This is a genomic window from Paenibacillus sp. 19GGS1-52 (assembly GCF_022369515.1).
GTDB lineage: Bacteria > Bacillota > Bacilli > Paenibacillales > Paenibacillaceae > Paenibacillus_AQ.
The window spans coordinates 6,605,322-6,620,436 of record NZ_CP059724.1 but is presented as its reverse complement, the minus strand read 5'-3'; the positions used below and the strand labels follow the sequence as shown (position 1 = coordinate 6,620,436).

General features: G+C 43.7%; 18 protein-coding genes. 15 read left to right on the top strand and 3 right to left on the bottom strand.

From position 1 onward, the window contains the following. Nucleotides 1-20 precede the first annotated feature (20 nt). The 14 genes from H1230_RS30360 to H1230_RS30295 all read left to right on the top strand — a co-directional run bounded on the left by H1230_RS30360 (nucleotide 21) and on the right by H1230_RS30295 (nucleotide 11,244). Nucleotides 21-296 carry a hypothetical protein gene (locus H1230_RS30360; protein ID WP_239713478.1) on the top strand — a complete coding sequence of 92 codons (276 nt, stop codon included), beginning with the start codon at nucleotides 21-23 and terminating at the stop codon, nucleotides 294-296. A gap of 202 nt (nucleotides 297-498) precedes the next feature. Beyond that, entirely contained in the window at nucleotides 499-1,173 is a 675-nt protein-coding gene (locus H1230_RS30355; RefSeq protein WP_239713477.1) for a Rha family transcriptional regulator, read from the top strand. A gap of 478 nt (nucleotides 1,174-1,651) precedes the next feature. Further along, nucleotides 1,652-1,861 carry a hypothetical protein gene (locus H1230_RS30350; protein WP_239713476.1) on the top strand — a complete coding sequence of 70 codons (210 nt, stop codon included), beginning with the start codon at nucleotides 1,652-1,654 and terminating at the stop codon, nucleotides 1,859-1,861. Between the two features lie 28 nt (nucleotides 1,862-1,889). Next, the gene (locus tag H1230_RS30345; protein ID WP_239713475.1) at nucleotides 1,890-3,107 is read left to right on the top strand and encodes a replication protein; all 1,218 of its coding nucleotides are present in this window, start codon (nucleotides 1,890-1,892) and stop codon (nucleotides 3,105-3,107) included. Nucleotides 3,108-3,110: 3 nt separating this feature from the next. Next, the gene (locus H1230_RS30340; protein ID WP_239713474.1) at nucleotides 3,111-3,341 is read left to right on the top strand and encodes a DUF6906 family protein; all 231 of its coding nucleotides are present in this window, start codon (nucleotides 3,111-3,113) and stop codon (nucleotides 3,339-3,341) included. 128 nt (nucleotides 3,342-3,469) lie between these two features. Next, nucleotides 3,470-5,389, top strand: coding sequence for a DNA cytosine methyltransferase (locus H1230_RS30335; RefSeq protein WP_239713472.1), 1,920 nt, complete (start codon nucleotides 3,470-3,472; stop codon nucleotides 5,387-5,389). Further along, nucleotides 5,344-5,727: a hypothetical protein gene (locus tag H1230_RS30330; RefSeq protein ID WP_239713471.1), complete on the top strand. Its 384-nt coding sequence runs from the start codon at nucleotides 5,344-5,346 to the stop codon at nucleotides 5,725-5,727. Before H1230_RS30335 ends, H1230_RS30330 begins: the two co-directional genes overlap by 46 nt. Beyond that, a complete protein-coding gene (locus H1230_RS30325) occupies nucleotides 5,663-6,463 on the top strand; it encodes a DNA adenine methylase (protein ID WP_239713470.1) in 801 nt (266 codons plus the stop codon). Before H1230_RS30330 ends, H1230_RS30325 begins: the two co-directional genes overlap by 65 nt. A gap of 26 nt (nucleotides 6,464-6,489) precedes the next feature. After that, nucleotides 6,490-6,762 carry a hypothetical protein gene (locus H1230_RS30320; RefSeq protein ID WP_239713469.1) on the top strand — a complete coding sequence of 91 codons (273 nt, stop codon included), beginning with the start codon at nucleotides 6,490-6,492 and terminating at the stop codon, nucleotides 6,760-6,762. A gap of 34 nt (nucleotides 6,763-6,796) precedes the next feature. Next, a complete protein-coding gene (locus H1230_RS30315) occupies nucleotides 6,797-7,114 on the top strand; it encodes a hypothetical protein (RefSeq protein WP_239713468.1) in 318 nt (105 codons plus the stop codon). A gap of 24 nt (nucleotides 7,115-7,138) precedes the next feature. Beyond that, entirely contained in the window at nucleotides 7,139-7,546 is a 408-nt protein-coding gene (locus tag H1230_RS30310) for a hypothetical protein (protein WP_239713467.1), read from the top strand. 215 nt (nucleotides 7,547-7,761) lie between these two features. Further along, complete coding sequence (locus tag H1230_RS30305) at nucleotides 7,762-8,430, top strand: hypothetical protein (RefSeq protein ID WP_239713466.1); 669 nt, start codon at nucleotides 7,762-7,764, stop codon at nucleotides 8,428-8,430. Between the two features lie 271 nt (nucleotides 8,431-8,701). Beyond that, nucleotides 8,702-9,253, top strand: a complete 552-nt coding sequence (locus tag H1230_RS30300) for a hypothetical protein (RefSeq protein WP_239713465.1) — start codon at nucleotides 8,702-8,704, stop codon at nucleotides 9,251-9,253. 2 nt (nucleotides 9,254-9,255) lie between these two features. Then, entirely contained in the window at nucleotides 9,256-11,244 is a 1,989-nt protein-coding gene (locus H1230_RS30295; protein ID WP_239713464.1) for a hypothetical protein, read from the top strand. Nucleotides 11,245-11,617: 373 nt separating this feature from the next. Here the strand turns inward: H1230_RS30295 and H1230_RS30290 are convergent, their stop codons facing one another. From H1230_RS30290 to H1230_RS30280, 3 genes are all read right to left on the bottom strand, one after another. Next, nucleotides 11,618-11,779 carry a hypothetical protein gene (locus tag H1230_RS30290; RefSeq protein WP_239713463.1) on the bottom strand — a complete coding sequence of 54 codons (162 nt, stop codon included), beginning with the start codon at nucleotides 11,777-11,779 and terminating at the stop codon, nucleotides 11,618-11,620. Nucleotides 11,780-11,894: 115 nt separating this feature from the next. Continuing rightward, entirely contained in the window at nucleotides 11,895-12,086 is a 192-nt protein-coding gene (locus H1230_RS30285; protein WP_239713462.1) for a hypothetical protein, read from the bottom strand. Nucleotides 12,087-12,138: 52 nt separating this feature from the next. Next, on the bottom strand, nucleotides 12,139-13,116 hold the full coding sequence (locus H1230_RS30280; RefSeq protein ID WP_239713461.1) for a type II toxin-antitoxin system SpoIISA family toxin: 978 nt from the start codon (nucleotides 13,114-13,116) through the stop codon (nucleotides 12,139-12,141). Between the two features lie 976 nt (nucleotides 13,117-14,092). Here H1230_RS30280 and H1230_RS30275 point away from each other — a divergent pair. Then, on the top strand, nucleotides 14,093-15,073 hold the full coding sequence (locus H1230_RS30275) for a hypothetical protein (protein ID WP_239713460.1): 981 nt from the start codon (nucleotides 14,093-14,095) through the stop codon (nucleotides 15,071-15,073). Nucleotides 15,074-15,115 lie beyond the last annotated feature (42 nt).

The following is a 15,115-nucleotide window of genomic DNA, read 5'->3' as shown; positions in this document are numbered from 1 at the left end:
ACAACGCAAGGAGTGTATATATGGGAAATAGGAGTTCACTGCCAGTGATTACGGGGAGAGCAGCTGCTGAATATCTGCAAGACTGGTTACATATCTCTGCGATTGTGAAGGTCGTGTCGGACGACAGGAAGCATCTGTATTTCAGAGGCAAAGATCAAATCGGAAGACGGATGGAATACCGTGTGGAAACTGTGGCTGAGGCTGATTACCACAACATTTACGAACGAATTCCAAATCCGGAACAACCGGAAGCGTGGGAATGGACCGATGCGATCGCTGTGAGGCGGAAGGGCTGAAGGTAGCCAATTGACACATTTGGCTGTGCTCACTGGCCTCTACGATGAATAACCGCCTGATGATGGCTGGAGGGATACCAGCCGAAACCTACCGGTCAGTGCCGGGAAGGTCGCGGAATCCGCCATAGAAGGAAGGAGATCCCATCCCTATGTATAGAAAGGCATTGGATTCATGAGAACTACATTAGAAGGGTGGATGTTAATGACAAACGGACTTAAAGTTCATTCGCTTGCAGCAAACCAGGAAGAGAGCAGTCATTTTGTCTATGTGGAGAATGGACAAGCCATGACAGACAGTCGGAGTATTGCGGACAAGTTCGGCAAGCGTCATGCGGATATTTTAAGAAGCATTAAAACAATTGAATGTAGTCCCGAATTTACTGAACGCAATTTTGCGCTAAGTGAGTATATGGACAAATCGGGAAGAAAGAATCCGTATTACAAAGTGACTCGTGATGGCTTTGTGTTCCTGATTACAGGTTTTACCGGCCGTGAAGCGGCGAGGTTCAAAGAAGACTATATTGCCGCCTTCAATCAAATGGAAATCCAGTTACAAGCGCTTGCTTCGGCGCCAGCGAGTCCTTTGTTCATTAGCGAAGAGGCCTTTACGCAAATGAAGGAACGCGTACAGGAAGTGGAGCAACAACTGGACCACGTATTCAAGGAGGTCACGCTGAAAACCGTGGAGCAGAAGAGGCTGCATGCTGCCATTGGGCACAGGGTGATATTGTTGGCTAATTCTCCAAGCCGGAGGCCGGGAGTCTATAGGCAATTATATCGAGCAATCTATACCGAATTTGAGGTTTCCAGTTACAGGGATATCCGCAAAGAGGATTTGGAGAAGGCGCTGCACTATGTGGGAGCTTGGAGACCGTAGACTGAACGCTGCTCAGCGCTCAGTTGTCAGGCCTTCATGCACTGAACGATTCTATGCGTCCAGCCGACTGAACGCAGTCTTTCGTTAAGCATCTCCTACTCATCACAGGATGAACGCAACATTGCGCTCAATGTTCATAGCCATAGAGAACGCATTTCTGCGCTGAGCTCGGGAGAGAGACTGAACGCACTTTTGCGCTCAGTACTAAGGAATAGAGGGAGGTGAGGAACCCTTGCCTGAAGACATGACATTACCACTGCTGGCAACCATCTGGTTTGAACGTAGCCTACTGCAACATCACGTGCTGGTAAAGAACATTATGCGAAATGAATATAAAAAAAGGTGCATAAGCACTACCCATGCTTATACACCCATCCAATTAGTGAAGTGATTATCTCATGAAAGTTTCGATAGCGCAATCCTGCCACTCAGCGCAATTTTGCGTTCAGTATTTAACCTCGAAAGGGAGGACTGAACGGTGAAGCTTCTGGAGCAAATGGACTTGTTTGATGTGATGGATAACCGGATAGAGCCGCCGCCTAGGGTTTTGAATGGCGTGTATTACGAGCAGGCAACTGGCAACTATGTTTCCTTTGTTTGTGGGCGCAGACATTATGAGATACCCGCCAAAGGCTGCGGATTGAATCGGGAGTGGCAAGAGAGAACGAAACGAGAGCGGGCTATTTAAGCCGAATAGGATCGTAGGAGGGGATGCCGTGGATTCCAGTGTTAATCCTCAGCCAACGGATGCACACATACGAATATCGCATGAAATACACCGAGAGCTGATCCGGCGGAAGTTTTCTCAGCGTCAGCGAGATGTCATTGATTTTATACTGACTCTGAGCTGGGGATGCGGGAAGCCATCGGCAATCATTCCGGAATTGAAGAATTTTGAGGAATCCGGTATTCGTAAAAATCATATACGTGAAGTTTTAGATGGTTTAGTCACAGGGAACATCATCCTTTGGGATAAAGTTATGAATATTTTCCAACTCAATAAGCATTACGATCAGTGGACGATTGAGACTGTGTCTAGTTCTACGAAAAAATTCAATGAGTTGATTAATTTGAATTTGGCTCGACCTTCACCCAATTTGCTGAAGCTGTCGAATCCCAAAAAGGGAACGGAGTTCCCGAAAGAGGAACCGAGTTCCCAAATAGGGGATCAAGTTCCCGAAAAGGGGACCGAGTTCCCGAAAGAGGAACCGAGTTCCTCAAAAGGGTACCAAGTTCCTGAAAAAGGAATCGGGTTCCCGAAAAAGGAACAATCCAGTTCCCAAAAAGGGAACCGAGCAGTTCCCAAAAGGGGAACCGTTAGACGCGATTATCCCAGTCGTATCAACGGGTTCAGCGTTTCTAAAGCTAGTATTAAAGCTAGGTTTAAAAGAACTACTACTACAAGAACTACAAGTACAAGTGAGCCTGCAGCTGTATTGAAGAATGAGTACTCTTTTGAAATCGTCTCTACAGATTACAAAAACAACTTCTTGGCAGGAGGCAGGGTTAATTCGTTTGACGTTACGGATCTGCAAACCCTGTTCGACACTTACGGAGGAGAATGGCTGCACTCAGCCATGAGAACGGCCTATCGACTGGGTCCAGACAAACGGAATCTAGGATACGTCAGTGGCATTCTAAAAGGCTACCGTGAGCGAGGAGGCATGGATACAAATCAACCCAAGAAAGAATCTGAATCCTCGGTGCCTCCAGCAAAGCCAAAGAAATACGGGGATTCGCGGAACGAGAGCGGCAGAAGGGGAAAGCCTCAGATTGAAATCTATACGCAGCCCCTTCAACCTCCTACGGCTGCAGAAATTGCTATGCAAGAGGAAATGATCGCTGAATATTTGGCTAGAGCTGAAGCCGATGAGAAGCGAAAACAAGAAAATCAAGGTCAAATGGAGAGGCTTTACGCTGGGGAAATCAAATAGAACATGGGAATAGGGCTTCGTGTTCTAACTAACGGAAGGGAAGTCAGAGCAACTATGAAAAATGCCAAAGAATCGAAAAGGAACCGGGGATTACGGCCTACACGGCGGCAAAAGCAAATGATCAGTCTGCATCGGCTGACTCCTGAAAATTGGCTGGTGTTGCGTGCCACGCCAGATCAATTGGAACTGTTGCACAAGAAGAAGGGGACTACACGCTTTGTGAACTGCCAGTAGTGGATAGATCAACATAAACCCATTGGACTTTGGAGGAGAAGTAGGTTCCAGAGCTGGAGAGTTATGGCGTTTTCACAGAACATACGCTCTCTTATTACGGGTAGAGAAGCGATCAAAGGAGAATCCATTTGGAACAGAAAAACACCATTCATTACAAGACGGCAGCTGTTTTATTCGGTGGCATCGGCGGGGAATCATCAGGATTGCTACAATCTCAAGTCGAGTACGGGGGCAAGCTGTATAAATTCAAATTGCTATGTTCGATTGACAGCGATCCGGTGGCTTGCCGCAATCATGATTTGATAACAGGTGAGAAGACAGCAGTCGTGATGGATTTGTTCCGCAGGTGGCAATATGCAGCCTGGCATGGGCAACAGCCGCCAGCGAACTGGCGAGAAATGACACCTTGGGATCTCTGGCTGGCCTTTGGACAGCAGGTGCCATTCTTCCTCTTTACCTCCCCGCCGTGTAAGGGGCTGAGTGGGCTGTTGCCACAGGATAAAGCCAACTCGGATAAATATCAGGCCCTCAACTTTCTAACGGTTAGTGGGCTGGAACTGGCGTTGCAAGCTTGCGACGAATACGGGGGCAGCGTACCTGCAATTATTCAAATGGAAAATGTCCCGAGAATCAATACCCGAGGCCAAAAGCTACTCAAACAGATCAAGAAACTGCTTCGGAAATATGGCTACGCGGTCAGCATCCGTGCAGATCACAACCTTGGGGAAATCGGTGGGCTTGGACAAAACCGTGTTCGCTTCCTGATTATGGCCCGGCATGAAGCACAGATTCCGAACGTGATTTATTATCCGGAACGAAAACCCCTGCGCACCATTGGGGATATCATTGGACCTCTGCCATTTCCGGGAGATACCGTAGCTGGAGGTCCCCTTAATCGAATGCCCAAGCTTGCACGGAAGTCATGGGAGAAGTTGATGGCCATCCCTGCAGGTGGGTATTGGCGGGACTTGAACACGTTTGAATATCAGAAATACCGTTTGCTGCACGAACCCCGGAGTGGAGCCTGGGCGGTGGAGGGTTGGAACCAAACGAGTCGGACCGTAACCGGAGGGGCTGGAGTCGGCCGAAGTAACGGTGCTGCCGCTATTTCAGACCCGCGCATGAACCTGGGAGGAGGTACATACTCGACGATTTACCGGTTGGTGAGATGGGAAGAAGAATCGCCGTGTGTAACCGGTGCGACAGGCGCGAACAATGGAGCTTTGAGTGTTGCCGACCCCAGGTTATCGGAGCGTGACAGTCGCCACCCCGCAGCTTATCGGGTTGTGAGAGACGATGAGCCGGCCCCCTGTGTGACAGGGACCAGATTTGGAAGTGGAGCGATAGCGATCTCGGATTCAAGGGTGAACGATCGAGTGGGCCGATATACGAATCAATTCAAAATGCAGTCTTGGCAGGAACCCGCGAAGACGGTCACCGGAGATACGGATATCCAAAGCGGTGCTCAACTTATCTCTGATCCGCGTTGTAAGACGATGCTGCAGCCGGATTGTTACGGGGTGCAGGTATGGGATAAAGCCTCCAAAACGATCCGGGGCGCTTCACGGATTATGCAATCGGCCTCTAGTATTGCGGACCCCAGAATGAAGTGTACCCCTCGGGCGGACACCATGGGTGTGCAGGCTTGGGATAATCCGGCCAAGACAGTCACAGGCACGGCAGATATTCATTCCGGGGCTGCTGCAGTTGCTGATCCAAGAATTCCAGAACCGGACGAGCGGTGCATCATGATTATTATTGCCGAAGATGGGACGTGGCACCGACCACTAACCACGTTTGAAATGGCGATGCTGCAGAGCTTCCCGCAATTCCTTCCGGACGGAAGACCCTTTCAACTGGAAGGCTGCTCGGATGCTAAAGCGAGAGAGTACATCGGGAATGCGGTGCCGAAGGATGCAGCGGAGGAAATGGGCAATGTTGTGTTGCTGGCGGGTGCGGAAGCAGAGGCAGGAGTTTCCTTTGAACTGAGCTGGAATGCAGTGTGGGTGGTTCCGCAGGTAGAGCCTATGACTATTGTGGTGCATTGATCTTGCTGCCTGTGGGCAAGTTGACTGCCGCCGACAGCCGGGAGATCCGCGACCTTCTACGAAAGTTTCTACGTGAGGATCTGCTGAAGATCGCTCGGGACTATGTAGGATTTGCGGAATATCAAGGACGGCCTTGTGAACTTACGCTGGAGCTAATCAACAGCAGAACGGATGAACAACTGCGGAAGTTCATTTTTGAGAGAGACTACCCCGGCTACAGCTGGAGAGGGCAGACAAACACTGGGCATCTTAGCCCCGGAAAGGAGACAGGTGATGAAAGTACAGCGAATTCTGCACTATCCCGGAAGCAAATGGAGCATGGCAGACTGGATTATTAGTCACATGCCGCCGCACATCACGTATGTGGAGCCTTTTTTCGGCAGCGGTGCGGTGCTGTTCACCAAGGAACGCAGCCAACTGGAAACCGTGAATGACATCGATGGCGAAATCGTTAATTTATTCCGTGTGATCCGAGAACGTCCGGATGAGCTTGCGCATGTGATTCGGTGGACACCGCACGCTAGGCAGGAATACTACGAGAGCTACGTGCCGGATGCGGATGAGTTGGAGCGTGCACGGCGACTGGTTGTTCGTCTGTGGCAGGGCAGAGGGGGCAAGACCGCGCACCGTACCGGCTGGAGAAGCATGATTGAGCGTAATGGACCCTTGCCTGGTAAAGAGTGGCTTGCTTTTCCAGAGAAGATTCATGCGGTTGCAGAGCGGCTTCAAGGCGTGCAGATCGAATGTCAGACCGCTTTAACATTACTGGAGCGCTATAGACGGCCAGGAGTGCTGATCTACGCAGACCCACCGTACATCCAAAGTACACGAACCACCACGAGTTATAGGTGTGAAATGACAGACGCTGATCACAAAGAATTACTGGAGGCGTTGGATGCTCATCCGGGACCTGTGCTACTCAGCGGGTATGCTCATCCAATGTATGATCGTAAACTTTCGCATTGGAACAGAGAGGTGAAGAACGTCAAGGCTGAGGGCGGGGCAAGCCGGACGGAAGTCCTCTGGATCAACCCCATTGCGGCCGTGCAGGTGGGGCAGTTACAGCTATTTTGATTTTTTGGGAAGGAGGGATCTGTACCATGAGCCAGCTCTCCACTAAGCCTATTCATCCTCGCGCCATGGACATGATTAACAGGGCCATCCGGCCACTGATATCCCCAAGTAAGGGATGCAGCATTGACCGCCTGAAAATGTACGTGTGTCCGGATGCGGTCATCGCCAAATACGAGTCCATACAAACCTCCTTCGGATCACTGCGGATCACTACTAACCCGTATGTGACCAAAGGTGTGGCTTATGTGGTGGAAGATCCGGGACGCGGCGAGATCGCATTTGCCTGGGTGAAGCGCTAATACAGGGCCATTCAAAAAATGAAGGAGGAGTACTATGCCAAACGAACAAGGGCGGTATAACAAGCAAGAAGTGCTGCAATCCGGTCTGCCGTATTACATTCCGCGTTCCAAGCGTTGGGAAGGCAAGGGTTATTCCTTTGCCATCCTTCTAACCAAGACGCGTTGTCAAAAGCTCGGCGTGCCTATCTTGGGTACACCTCATGCTGAAGCTCCATCAGCTTTTCTCTTTAGCGCCAATGCTGGCGCAGGTTCACCAGATACGCAGCATCGGTATGTTGCACTGTATGACCGTACGGATGCCTATCCCGAGATTAAGGGAAAGCTGTTGCCACATGAAATGATGAAGGCTTAGACCATAGGGGGGGAGGTAAGCGGTATGAAAGTGAAAATTATTGATCCTGCACATGCATGTTCTGGTCAAGAACTTGAGGGTGGAATCATCTATCTGGATTACTATCATCGGGGAGGAAGGCCCGATCTGTACGAGGTGAGATCGCCTGCAGGTAAAACATATCGTCTGTTAACGCATCAGATCGATGAAGCGCATTATGAAGCGCAAGAGATCAGCGAAGAAGTAGAACGTTTAGGTGCTAACGTTGGTGACACTGTACTTATTATTCATTCAGGCAGCGGTGGATGCAACCGGGATTTTGATTGGAAGGCACCTCATGTGATCACGAAGATTGATGGTTCAGGTCATGTGGAGTTCGATCATAGTGCTGCCTTCGGATTTCGTCCAGATGTTCAACTCTTATCCAAAGCGGAGCTGGAAAAGAAGGATTAACCCGAATGCGAATGACAATGATTTAGGTGATTTTTGTCCAAGTAGAGTACGCAAAGGGGGGACGGTGAATGATTTGCCTTCATTGCGGCAATCGGTGCTATGAAGTAGGAGAGAATTCCTTTCAGTGCAGCGTATGTCATAAAGATTTTGAACAATGTACTTGGGATTTCGAGTTGGGAGAGACAGAGAACATACCCAGGGGGGAGTGTGGAGAATTGAAGAACTTTCAAGTTACAGAACTTAATATTTCATCGGTTCCGGTGGACTGGTTATATGCCAGGTATCAGCGATTGCAGAAAGGAAGCAAGAACAAACCATCGCCTGCCTTGCTGCAGGAACTGGAGATCATTAAAAGATACTTGGACAAGTCCGGGAAATCTACATGCAATGAATTTCAGTCGCCTGAAGTTGAACAGATCGAACTGAATATTCCTATAGCGATCCGACAGCAGTATGTAAGCATCGTGGAGTACCGGTTGAAAGAATATTATCAACTGACCAAACGCAAAAAATGGTTGGAAATCGAGGTGCGGCAGCTCCGGCCTCATGAACCTAAGGTAACGGCTGCTTATGACCCTACTGGGGTCAGCGCGAGATCCGGTTTTGCTAAATCTTCCACGGAACAAGCGGTGATGAACATGTTTGAGAAGGCAGACAAGCTGGAAGATGAACTGTGGGAAGTTGAAGGGCAAATGTACCCGGTGGAACGCGCTTTGCGTAGCTTGAATTATGAACAGTTGATGTTAATCGAATCTAAATATTTTTGCCGTGAAGAAGCATTGGACGATTATCTAATGATCAAATTCAACTGGTATCGGGCTAAATACTACTCGGTGAAAAAGACTGCGCTGATTTTATTAGCACAATCACTGCGAATTGTGTAATTCATTAGAGTTTGAAGCAAAGTGATTCTATTTATGCTCCGAAGCCATACCCAGCGATGGCTTCTTTGTTTTTAACAAAATAGTTTTTTAGAATGATTAGAAACTTGAGTTTCTAGATATGTAATAATAAGATATTTAAGTTTAGGAAATAAAGCTATAATTGTATCATTAACAATTCTTCGTATATTTCCTTATTTAGTAGATAGTTTTAGGTGGAAGAAATGATATTTATTTGTATTGTACGTAATAACTTTAGCGAGGGGAAGTTTTTATGAGTCGACAGATTCAAGTTATCCCGCAACGAATATTTCATTTGGGAACCGTATTTGGAATTGTTGTAGTGTTGGGAATAACGGGTTGGGTTATGAGTATTATATGTCAATGGTTTAATGTTTTTCCTATAGCGAACCCCGGAGTCATACTGATCACTTTATGGCAAGTTCAAACTGCATTAATTATGTCCTCCATTAGCATCCTAGCTATAATTGTGGGTTTCAATAAGGAACGTATTTATGGATTCAGACTGACTGAGTATTTAAGCACTAATATAACTATTAAGAAGAAGTTTAAGTTACCCTTGAATTTTTGGGATGAGATAGCTTTGGGATTGTCGTTAGTTCCTCTTAATTATATTTTTGTGATAACTGAAAGTATAGCAGGAGCATGCATTCTCCTTATAGGAAGTGTGCTGTTGATAGTTCACTTGCTACATACGATTTTGGGTATGCTTACAAGCAGTCAGAATACGAAGGAAGGCATCAAGTTCTACATATTGAATAAGGTTAAACAATCAATAGAACTGGAACAGAAAAGTGAGGTGTGAATATGAAAAATTATCTTAATCAGTTATTTTATCATACGCTCGATGCAATAAGGGATCGAGATAGAGCTTTATTTGAGGAGAATTCTGATTTATGGTTTGATATTGTTTCAATCTGTTTGGAAAATAGCGAAAAACCTGAACATTCTTTATTAATAGAAGACTTGTCTTTTCAGTTGAATAAAATAATAATAATGCTTTTAGAAGAGAGACGTTTCAAGGAAGCGGCGAAATATTTAATAAATATATATAAAATATGTATGTCCTCCAATTCAAAAAAAAATGAAAGTGGGGGATATGTTCTAGATATGAGCGAGAGTTTAAGGCATTTTATGTATGAAATTAAGAATGCGAGCAGGCTTGAGGATATTATGGGGATGGATGTTTTAGGCGTATTATCGCATTACTTTCGAAGTATTGGGAATCACGATAAATACTCACCAAACATTGAAGTTAGTAAATATTACTCGTGGTATCTCACTCTTCTTGTAGAAAATGTAAATATTACAGAGCTTGAAAAAAGCAAACTTATCAATCGTTTGTTTGAAGATGTATTTCTCTTAAAGTATAACATTGGTGCGAATGAGAAAATTAAAAACCAAGTTTATATTAAGACTATTTTGAATCTTTTTAAAATATGTATTGATAAGCAACAAAAACAAATTTTCATAGATCTGAGTTCTTTGGTGAACGAAGAGTTTACAAATCAAACTCAATATGATTACTTAGGGAGTATATACTATACGATCACCGCTTACCTGTATTATTTAGCATTCAAAGAACCTCTTATAAATGAATCTGATCGAATAGTGTATGCCTCATATCTTAGTGCGTCAAGCGAAGGAAAGGTAAGCTTATTAACTTACATTAAGTTATTCTCGGCTGATAGCTGGAAGTACTATATGCCTGTTAAAAGCGAACTTGATGGATGGGAAGTTTTTCCAATTAAACAAGCGAAAGCAATAATTATGGGATCAACCGTTGAACAGTTTTTTCTTTTCAATAGTATGTTTGTTCATCATTCTGATCGGGATGTCGAAAGGAATTCATATGATATTTTTGTTGAGGATCAATTATTTTCATTTTTAACTTATTATAATAAAGCAGAATTATCTCTTGTTTATAAGGAGGAGTTCCGTAAGTTCATCTTATGGATGGAAGAAGATTTGAAAGAAGGAGAAGAAGAGTTACGTCTATTTGGTGTAAAAATGCGAGAGGTCTATAAACGTATTCAACTGAGTAAAATCGTCATATCCAATCAGCAAAAAATAAACATAAATCTATTTATATCATCAGTTAAAAAAGCCTACTACAACCATCCTATAGTTCAACTTAGCACTATAAGTGACTCACAAAGCTTAAGGGAAATAACTTTTTTTACATCAAAATTTCCTCGTGAATTTTTTGATGAGCATTCAAGATTTGATGACTTTAAACAGTATATGTACAAGAATATAGAAAACAAATTGTTTTATGAATTAGATAAGCACAAAGTACCAATACTAGAATTAAACATATCGAATAATAACAAGTTACAATTGCTTATCGATACTTTAGAGGGACAACAAGATGAAATACCTTTCGATATGCTCATTCCAAGTATACAAAGAGAGAATAAATTTCTTTATTATGGAGAAAATCAAGAACTCTTAGAAAGAATTGATAAACTCGAACAGAATATGAATAAGACCGAATCAATTAGTTCTTTTCATTCTCTATACTATAATAAAAATTGTATTTCTTTTCATTTTTCAAATTGTACGGTGAAAACAGGTCAACAGAGTGATGAAAAATTAAACAAAGACATAGATAATTATTTTGAAAATGGAACATATTGGATTCCTATTATAAATCAATTAAAGGTTGAAATGACGAAAGACGAGGCGTATAAATACTTGAGCAGCAAGGATGTGGAGTTGGAGGTTTCTGCGAGTTTTCATGTGGAGATTAAAGATCCATTCGCTGCAAAAATAGTAACTTACAGTATGAAATGAAAACCTTACTTTACTGAACTTTGACTCGATTTGTGAACATTAAAAAACCGCCTGTAGGGCTAACTCACAAAAAAGATGATCTCTGAATTCGTCGAGGCTAAAGAAAAACCTGCGTTTTATAAAGTTATAGTTTTCCTCAAATAAAAAAAGGCGACATTTTGTTCAATATTGAACAAAATGTCGCCTTTCTCTTTATACTTTTACTTTGATTATTTCATCAAGGAGATACTTCACACTATCTCCTACTAAAATTTAATAAACCCCTTCACTCTGGAACTGCTTAGTTATCTTTTATTCCACATACGATAAAATCGTTCTCTTCACTTTCAACATGATCCATATTTTCACTTTGAAATCACAGTCAATTCGACTATTAACTGTTTCGTATTCGTTTCTTTCCTAATTTTCTAGTGTTCGAACGCAAAATTTTTAATGCATTTAATGAATCTTCAACCTGACGACGACCGATAAGAGGTATTTTAGATTCATATTTCCTTTGATATCCTTTACCTTTTCGTATTTCAACCATGGACATCACTCGCTCTCCCACGAAATGTTATTATTCTATCCATGGGAAAGGAGAAATATGATAAACAAAAAACAACAGGAAGGGGGTACCCCTTACCTGTTGTCATTTATAGTTGAATATATTAAAGTTTTAAACTTATAAGTGCCTTACGGTTCATATCCCGCAATTCTTGAAAGCCTGTAGCAATTGAAACCTTAGTTTCCAATACTCTGCTTGTGTTAGTTAGAGTTGCATTACTGCTGGCTCTCCCGGGGAGTGCATCTCTTTGCATTCGTTGCACTTTGCCAGGTACCCTTTCCGTCACTTTAACCATTGCAAATCTCCTCCTTTGAATATAGCAGTATCTTATTATACCACATTTCAAACTATAGGTACCAGTGGAAAATCGTGCTCAAATTAATGATATTGGTAATGTCTATTTCGTCAATTTTTGAACCATCACTGGATCGAAGTCCAATCAACAAATTTTTTTTCTGAAAAATAGGAACGATAACTAATTTATCCGTTTCCAAAACAACACCTTCGCCACTCATAAGTTTTTCCACAACACATGTTCTATAACTAGGTTCATTTCCTATTGTAGGAGTGTCATCAATTTCATGAAAGAATAATATCTCTAAACGATTCAAAGCATTTCGTAGGTTATCTTTGGTATGAGTTTCATCTACTTCTACTTTAAACGGAAATAGCTCTAATCGAAACCGGAATTTACTTGTGTACAAACCTACGTACTGTTTTAATTCTTTTTGATAGGCATTCCAGTTCTGAGGAATCACAGTAATCGGTGAAAAATAAGACTCTGTTTGCTTGATAACATCCGAAAAGGCTTGGAATTTAATGGCTGTAGAGTTAATGAACTCAACGTTCCCTTCAATGACCTTCTCAATTTTCCCTCGATGTTGGAATTCAGCACTCCATATCTTAGTGATGCTGGGAGTTTGAAATACGGCCAAGTCTACAAACACAACGAAAGCGGTTAACTGTGTCATTGTTTTCCAATCTCGAAAACTTAGATAACCCGCTATGAAACCAGTTGCGGCAAGTACCAGGTACATCACATAATATGTCTTTCGGATTTTCCAGACATCTTCAGTGAATCGCTCTGGATCCTTGCGAAATTTCAGGACCTCATAAATTAGATAAATGATGAATGTAGTGAAGAATAAACCGAAGTATACATCACCCCCATTTTTATAAAATTTTTGTGCTTTGTAGATCCATGGGTTCACTGTTGTCCAATTAATATGTTGGTACCCCCATCCTAGCAAGATGGCTAAAAAAGTCACTGCAATAGAAATTCCTACGATCCTGCCCCATTTTGAACCTTTAAGCCAGATCCACAATGTTATTACTCCTCCTCGTAAGCTTAAACAGCTATCCTATTTTTAAAAATCTCTTATAACTTAGAGGTCTGAATCCAAAGTATTCATTATGTAAATAATCTTAAGTCAGTCAAAGATTATCTTACTCCATACATGCAAAGATTGTCACCTTATACACACCTGCCTGTTAGTCCGACTCTTACAATATGGACGACCTATTATTTGACTTGCTATTTTTAGCTTGTCAGGAACGATATGTAAATCATGTTTTTAAGAACCCAAAGACCCGCTTAGTTAGCATGAAGTTTTTAGCTTTTGTCATCCTTTTTGGAATCACAACGTCAGGAGTGGAAGTAGTAGGACAAACCTCGCACGCTGGGTGAGGTAGTGTATCGAATTCGGCAAGAGTATTTCGGGCAAAACGTCGTGTTCGTTTAACAACAAGCTCTAAAAAAGAAACCCTTATTTGACATCCTTAAGTAGCTTAAGCTACCTGCCTAATTGGCTGTAGCTGAACCCTGCTATAGGTCTGCCCGATTTTGCCCAGAGATAGCAAAATCGCATTGGCATGAACTATCCTAGTTAATTCAAGCACTAAAGCATAAGCTATCTTTTAATCTGTGGGTTTATACCATCATATAAATTCCTGATTTCATTATAGGCCACACTATATGCCCACTCGTATGCCCTCTCATTGTTAGTATCTTATTGGTTCAGCTATTCCGGTCGACGACGTTAAAAGCGGATTCGGGATTGCTACCTCAGTCTCTTCCTTAAAAATATTCTCATGACATTTTGTCCAAGAGCTGCCTTCGAGTGGCTCTTTTGCCTTTCAGAGAAGAGGTGTGAGAGGTAATCATGATTGTGAGTTCATTGGCATATCAGGCGTTGAGGTTCCACAACCCATACTTTTTCAGAACGTTCTTTGAACTTTTCGGTAGTTTAAACAAGCTATGATCATACAGTAGACATATTGTTCAGAGGAGGTTGGACATCATTGCATATTATACTTGTTGGCGTAAGACCAGAAATCAGTGATCCCCGTTTTAAATTTCATGTATGTGGTACGTTGGAAGAAGTCAAAGAAAGCTCCTTGATCCTGATGCCGGAATGCATCCTGATCCATGAAGATCAAGCCCGAAGCATCTTGCCGTTAGCGGAAGAAATCCCCGTAAAGTTTGTCGTGATTAGTGAGGCGAACAGTCTGTCATCTACAGCCATAAGAAGCTGGACCGCTTTAGGAGCTTCGGACGTATGGATGGACGAGAGCTGGCAAGAAAAGCTACTCGAAGTCCATCAACTAGTGGAGGCAAAGCCTCAGGGGATCGCATTGCCTGAAATGAACTTCAGTAGAACAAGAGAAAGGATCGTTATCGCCGTAGGCAGTGTGTTTGAAGGAGCTGGCAGTACACATACAGCGCTGCTCATCGCTCACTATTTGGCTCGATATGCTAAAACCAAAGTGGCGGTGTGGGAAGGCGGGGGCCGTCCGTGTTTCTCCTTTCTGGAATACATTAAGGAGGGGAATTACTCTAATCATCCCCGTTATGACTTGAACGATGTCGCCCTCTATAAAGCTGAGGTATCCGAGTACTGGATCGGATCGCTCATGAACGACTACCGCTATACCGTGCTGGACTTGGGAAGCCTGCAAACCACCAAGCAGGCAGATCTGTTTGTACAAGCTAGTCTGCCGGTGTTGGTGGGTTCCGGAAGTGAATGGCGAGTGAAGGAGCTAATCTCTTTTTGTCGGGAACATAGCCGTGTGCCGCAGGAATACTGGCGGATTGCTTTGCCCCTGGCGAATGAGCCCAATCGGGAGATGGTGGCGGGATGCTTAAGCGGCAGACCGGTATTTGCACTCCCGAATCATCCAGATCCCTTTCAGCCCCAGGCAAGTACCGACGAACTGCTGGAAGGCCTCCTATCCCCGATTTTACAAAAGCAGAAGAAGCGAGGATTCAGTCGGTTCTTCTAAATCTGAATATTGAAAGACCTGAACTGCTTCAACACTTGAAGC

What these genes read in the sequence shown, in the direction of transcription:
- H1230_RS30360 (WP_239713478.1), top strand. Translation starts at nt 21, where the DNA reads ATGGGAAATAGGAGTTCACTGCCAGTGATTACGGGGAGAGCAGCTGCT.
- H1230_RS30355 (WP_239713477.1), top strand. Translation starts at nt 499, where the DNA reads ATGACAAACGGACTTAAAGTTCATTCGCTTGCAGCAAACCAGGAAGAG.
- H1230_RS30340 (WP_239713474.1), top strand. Translation starts at nt 3,111, where the DNA reads ATGGGAATAGGGCTTCGTGTTCTAACTAACGGAAGGGAAGTCAGAGCA.
- H1230_RS30325 (WP_239713470.1), top strand. Translation starts at nt 5,663, where the DNA reads ATGAAAGTACAGCGAATTCTGCACTATCCCGGAAGCAAATGGAGCATG.
- H1230_RS30320 (WP_239713469.1), top strand. Translation starts at nt 6,490, where the DNA reads ATGAGCCAGCTCTCCACTAAGCCTATTCATCCTCGCGCCATGGACATG.
- H1230_RS30315 (WP_239713468.1), top strand. Translation starts at nt 6,797, where the DNA reads ATGCCAAACGAACAAGGGCGGTATAACAAGCAAGAAGTGCTGCAATCC.
- H1230_RS30310 (WP_239713467.1), top strand. Translation starts at nt 7,139, where the DNA reads ATGAAAGTGAAAATTATTGATCCTGCACATGCATGTTCTGGTCAAGAA.
- H1230_RS30300 (WP_239713465.1), top strand. Translation starts at nt 8,702, where the DNA reads ATGAGTCGACAGATTCAAGTTATCCCGCAACGAATATTTCATTTGGGA.
- H1230_RS30295 (WP_239713464.1), top strand. Translation starts at nt 9,256, where the DNA reads ATGAAAAATTATCTTAATCAGTTATTTTATCATACGCTCGATGCAATA.
- H1230_RS30290 (WP_239713463.1), bottom strand. Translation starts at nt 11,779, where the DNA reads ATGTCCATGGTTGAAATACGAAAAGGTAAAGGATATCAAAGGAAATAT.
- H1230_RS30285 (WP_239713462.1), bottom strand. Translation starts at nt 12,086, where the DNA reads ATGGTTAAAGTGACGGAAAGGGTACCTGGCAAAGTGCAACGAATGCAA.